The 3994-nt window shown below is 57.1% G+C and carries 4 protein-coding genes; all 4 read right to left on the reverse strand.

The features are described from left to right. Positions 1–271: 271 nt before the first annotated feature. Entirely contained in the window at positions 272–1687 is a 1416-nt protein-coding gene (gene glnA / locus PHT20_RS16340; protein ID WP_300083817.1) for a type I glutamate--ammonia ligase, read from the reverse strand. A gap of 222 nt (positions 1688–1909) precedes the next feature. After that, entirely contained in the window at positions 1910–2746 is an 837-nt protein-coding gene (locus tag PHT20_RS16345) for a molybdopterin-binding protein (protein ID WP_301021364.1), read from the reverse strand. Next, positions 2715–3605: an EI24 domain-containing protein gene (locus PHT20_RS16350; RefSeq protein ID WP_301021365.1), complete on the reverse strand. Its 891-nt coding sequence runs from the start codon at positions 3603–3605 to the stop codon at positions 2715–2717. Before PHT20_RS16350 ends, PHT20_RS16345 begins: the two co-directional genes overlap by 32 nt. 30 nt (positions 3606–3635) lie before the next feature. Next, positions 3636–3994, reverse strand: a 359-nt coding sequence (locus PHT20_RS16355) for a sterol desaturase family protein (RefSeq protein WP_301021366.1), incomplete at its 5' end; no start/stop codon positions are given.

The following is a 3994-nucleotide window of genomic DNA, read 5'->3' on the forward strand; positions in this document are numbered from 1 at the left end:
AATTTGCAGTTTTTAGCCTGAGCCGGGGTGACGTTGTTGGTGTATTCGTTGCCACAACGGTAAATGCGGTCTTGCGCCCACACCGGGGCATGCAGTGCCCCCAACCCAGCCAGTGTGCAAAAAATAAGTCTGATGTTCATACCCTGCCTTTTAACGTGAAACACCATGAGTGTCCCATAAGGACAGCACCGCTATCAGGAAACAAAAAAGGGACAGCCGAAGCTGTCCCTCATTCACTTTGCAGCTTGCCCAAGACAAGCCGAAAAGGAATTTACAGTGAGTAATACATGTCGTACTCAACCGGGTGGGGAGCCATGCGGAAGCGTTGCACTTCACCCATTTTGAGCTCAATGTAGGCATCGAGCATGGAGTCAGAGAAGACGCCGCCTTTGGTCAAGAAACCGCGGTCGTTGTCAAGGTAGTCCAGCGCTTGATCCAGGCTGTGACACACGGTGGGCACCAACTTGTCTTCTTCTGGCGGCAAGTGGTACAAGTCTTTGGTGGCGGCTTCACCCGGATGGATTTTGTTTTCCACGCCATCCAAACCGGCCATCATGAGTGCCGAGAAGCACAGGTAGGGGTTGGAAGATGGGTCAGGGAAGCGCGCTTCGATGCGGCGGCCCTTGGGGTTGGCCACGTGCGGAATGCGGATCGAGGCCGAACGGTTGCGTGCTGAGTAAGCCAGCTTCACGGGCGCTTCAAAACCAGGCACCAGGCGCTTGTAGCTGTTGGTACCGGGGTTGGTGATGGCGTTCAGGGCGCGAGCGTGCTTGATGATGCCGCCAATGTAGTACAGCGCAAAGTCGCTCAAACCGGCATAGCCGTCGCCGGCAAACAGGTTCTTGCCGTCTTTCCAGATCGACTGGTGCACGTGCATGCCAGAGCCGTTGTCACCGGCGTAGGGCTTGGGCATGAAGGTGGCGGTTTTGCCGTAGGCGTTGGCCACATTCCACACCACGTATTTCAAGACCTGCGTCCAGTCAGCGCGCTGCACCAGGGTGCTGAACTTGGTGCCAATTTCGTTTTGGCCAGCGCCGGCCACTTCGTGGTGGAACACTTCAACCGGGATGCCCAAAGATTCAAGGATGAGCGACATTTCGGCGCGCATGTCTTGCGTGCTGTCCACTGGGGGCACGGGAAAGTAGCCGCCTTTCACGGTGGGGCGGTGACCGCGGTTGCCGCCTTCGAGCTGCTTGCCGCTGTTCCAGGGGGCTTCGTATTCTTCAATGGCAAACATCACATTGCCAGGCTCGTTGCTCCAACGCACGCCATCAAAAATGAAGAACTCTGGCTCGGGGCCAAAGTAAGCGGTGTCACCCAAGCCAGAGGCCTTCAGGTAGGCTTCAGCACGGTTGGCAATCGAGCGGGGGTCGCGGTCATAGGCCTTGCCATCACCAGGTTCGACCACATCGCATTGCAAAAACAGCGTGGTTTCTTCAAAAAACGGGTCAATGTTGGCGGTGTTGGGGTCAGGCATGAGTTGCATGTCTGAGGCTTCAATGCCTTTCCAACCTGCGACAGACGAGCCGTCAAACGCATGACCAGAGGAAAATTTGTCTTCATCAAAGGCAGAAATTGGCACGGTCACGTGTTGTTCTTTGCCACGGGTATCGGTGAAGCGAAAGTCAACAAACTTGACTTCGTTGTCTTGCACCATCTTCATCACGTCTGCGACGGTCTTAGTCATTCATAACTCCAGTAGGGTCGTTGTAGAAAAGGGTTCTTGGTGAGGAATGCAGTTTTTGTGCCAGATCAGGTGGGATTCAGCCCGATGTGTCAAAGCGGCTATTCTGCCTTGAGTTCATGCCGTTTAAGCCGCACGGCGCAGCATTCGGTTTAAATTCAGTGCCTGCAATGGCCGATGAGATGAACCAAATGCACTACTAAAGTGCATTTAGAGGCGAAAAACTTAATTACGCACCAATTCAGGGCCGTATTTGAGCTGGAATGGCGCCAATCCGGTCAACATGTCTGCAAAGGCAGCGGCCACCGCGTCAGGGGCGCCTTTGACACCCAGCTCAATATGGCGGCCATATTCAGGGTGATCCACGCTGGGCAGGCTAAACACCTTGACACCGGGATGAGTGTGTTCCAGGGTTTGCATCAGTGGAGTCAGGGTGGCCTCCATGGCACCAAACACAATCAAAGAGCGTTCCAGCCAGGCTTGTGAGGTGAAAAACTCACGGTAGTGGGTGTCAAGCACCCATTCGACCATCGGCCAGGCCATCACCGGGAAGCCGGGCACAAAATGCACCCGGCCCACACTGAAGCCGGGAATTTTGTTGTAGGGGTTGGGAATGATCTCGGCACCTTGCGGAAAAACGCCCATGTTCAGGCGGTGCAGGTTGTCGGCCTGGCTGGGGTCATAGACCTTGCCTTGCTCCAGCGCCACGTCTTGCATGCGCTGCTCGATCAAGGCCTTGGCCAGGGGGTGCAAGTGCAGTTCTCGCCCCAGGGCTTGGGCAGCGCATTGGCGGGTGTGGTCGTCTGGGGTGGCGCCAATGCCGCCAGTTGAAAACACCACATCGCCTGAGGCAAACGCCCGTTTCAAAGCGGCGGTGATGCGCGTGGGCTCATCACCCACATAGTCGGCATAGGCCAACGACAGGCCACGGGCTTTGAGCAACTCGATGACTTTGGGCAAGTGTTTGTCCGCACGCTTGCCAGACAAAATTTCATCGCCAATGATGATCAAACCAAAATGGGGACGGGCTTCAGTGGGAGTTGGGCAATTTGAGGGGGTCATGGGGCGGGGCTGAGGGTGAAGAATCCAGATCAATGACTTCCATGCCAGAGGCTGGCGCAGGCACATGCTCCAGGCGCAGCTGCTGCAACGCGGCCAAGCAAAAATGCGCAAACCAAAGTGATGACAAGGCAAACACCCAGGCATAAATCCAGATGGCCAAGGGCACCAGCACCACAAAAGCAGCGGCCAACAACGCCCCAGAAGCCCAGATCAACCCAGGTGCCGCTCCCAGGTAACCGCAAAACACACCAATGCCAAGCAAGCTGAACCGGTAACGGCGAAAAATCTCACGGCGCTCAGCCTGACTGGCGTGCTCGGCCAGCGCATCAAAGGCCATCACCCGGTAGGTGAGCCAACCCCAGATCAGCGGCGGAATGATCAAAATCAAAGGGGGAATCAGCCACAGGGGCAAAGACACCAGCATGGCCACCAGCGCCAGCAGCGTGGACAACAGCGACCAGCCCAAACTGCCCCAAAACGAGCCGCCCTTGAGGCGCACCAAAGCCGGGAAACGCTTCTCTGCCACCCAAGCCGTCAAGGCTGGCGTCATCAGCAAAGCCACCGCCAGCAAAGACACCACCACAATCAACGGCGTGACGGCAAAAATCACAATCAGCGGTGCCAACACGACATCCAGCTTGCCCACGCCAAAAGCTGCCAGCCAGCTGGACATACTGTCAACCATGGCGGAGGCCTGCAGCCACTGGCGCACCACTTCGAGCGCCGCATCCCAATACACATAACCCAGCCCAAGCGAGAGCACGGCCAGCAACATCAAGGGCAGCAGCGACAGCAGCAGCACCCGTGGGTGCAGGCAATACGCCACCGCGCGCCAAAAAGAATCAAACAACAAGGTCATGTTGGAAGCATACCGCAGGCGTTAAAAAACCTAGGCGCGACCCAACAGCCGCAACACACCCAAGCGCTGCTGGGACCAAAACCCCTGGCCGTAATCGCGCCCCTGCTCCAGCTGGTCGCGCACCCCGGTGGGGTCAAAACGGACCTCAAAGTTGGCGGTGCCAAACCACATGTCCCACCACGGCAACAGCACACCAAAGTTGTGTCCACCCAGGGTTTGTGGCGCGCCAGACTCGTGGCCAATGCCCGCCGCATGGTGCAAGCGGTGAAAACGCGGACTGATCCACAGCCGCTCACCCACCCGGCCAAACCACAGCCGCACATTGGCATGCTGAAAACTCTCGCTGAGCTGGGTGAACGCCACAATCGCCACAAACTGCCCCGGCGCAA

It is taken from the genome of Rhodoferax sp. (assembly GCF_028715765.1).
Taxonomy (GTDB): Bacteria; Pseudomonadota; Gammaproteobacteria; order Burkholderiales; family Burkholderiaceae_C; genus Rhodoferax.